Below are 1344 nucleotides of genomic sequence, written 5' to 3'. Positions count from 1 at the left end.
GAGCGTCTGGTCTGGGCCATCATCGGCATGGCTATCTTCCGCCACGTCCCCATGACCCAGCTGGTCAATCAGCTCGATATCCTGTTGCCCGGCGACCGCCCCTTCGTTGCCCCCAGCGCCTTCCTGCAAGCTCGCCAAAAATTAGGGGACAAGAGCATCGAACGGCTGTTTCACGAGATCGCCTCTCTCTGGCACCAGCAGGCCAATCATCCCGGTTGGGCCGGGCTGCAACTGCTCGCCGGATGTGGCGCACACCCGATACCCCGGACAATGCCGCCGCCTTTGCCAAACCTGGCACCCGGCATGGCGAGACGGCCTATCCGCAGGTGCGCATGCTCTGTCAGATGGAGCTGACCAGCCACCTGCTTGTTCAGGCGGTCATGGAGAGCTGCGCCGTCAACGAGATGGTACTGGCCGAGCAACTCATCGCACGCACGCCGGACCACTCGCTGACTCTGTTCGACAAGGGGTTTTACTCTCTCGGCCTGCTCCACGCCTGGCAAACCACTGGCAGCGAGCGGCACTGGTTGCTGCCACTCAAAAAGGGCACGCAGTATGAGGTGGTGCGCAAGCTGGGGCGTCAGGATGTGCTGGTGCAGCTCAAGACCAGTCGACAGGCACGCAAGAAGTGGCCGCAACTGCCGGACACGGTGGAAGCCCGTTTGCTGACCCGCAACATCAGCGGAAAGGAGCGCCAAGTGTTGACCTCAATGGTCGACCCGATGCGCTTTCCGGGCGCCGACATCGTCGAGCTCTACAGCCATCGCTGGGAAATCGAGTTGGGCTATCGGGAGATGAGGCACAGCCTGCAACAACACCGGCTGACCCTGCGCAGCAAGAAGGCGGCGGGGATACGGCAAGAGCTGTGGGGCGTGCTGCTGGCGTACAATCTGCTGCGCAGCCAGATGGTAAAGATGGCCGCGAGTCTGAAGGGATACACGGCGAGCCAGCGGAGTTTTCACATGGCATCGGTGTACCTCATCCATGAACTGAGCTGCATGCCGTACCTGTCACCGGGGAGCATCCCGAAGCGAGTAGCTGACCTGGAGAAACAAGCGGGCCAGTTTGTGCTGCCGGAACGAAGGGAGCGAAGTTACCCCCGCTGCGTGAAGCCAAGGCCCCAGAGGTATAGTGTGAATAAAGCCAATAAAAACAATGCCAGTCAGGCTTAACTGACTGGCATTTGGGCCTGCGGGCCCTTTTTTCATATCTACGATTTGATCACCTCTGGTTTTCTAAACACTCTTTTGCTGGTGGTATCCCGTTACTGGGAGCCACTCTGACTTCCGGCTTCTGAACCATCGCTCCATCGGGGCGTTGACGCTCCTATGTCAACAGGCTCGC

The 1344-nt window shown here is 59.8% G+C and carries 1 pseudogene; it reads left to right on the top strand.

From position 1 onward, the window contains the following. A pseudogene (locus L972_RS16700) lies at positions 1 to 1172 on the top strand (IS4 family transposase); the annotation flags it as partial. Positions 1173 to 1344 lie beyond the last annotated feature (172 nt).

The organism is Aeromonas sp. ZOR0001 (assembly GCF_000801015.1).
GTDB lineage: Bacteria > Pseudomonadota > Gammaproteobacteria > Enterobacterales > Aeromonadaceae > Aeromonas > Aeromonas veronii.
Note: the sequence above shows the minus strand (reverse complement) of the source record. Positions and strands in the feature narration are given on the sequence as shown.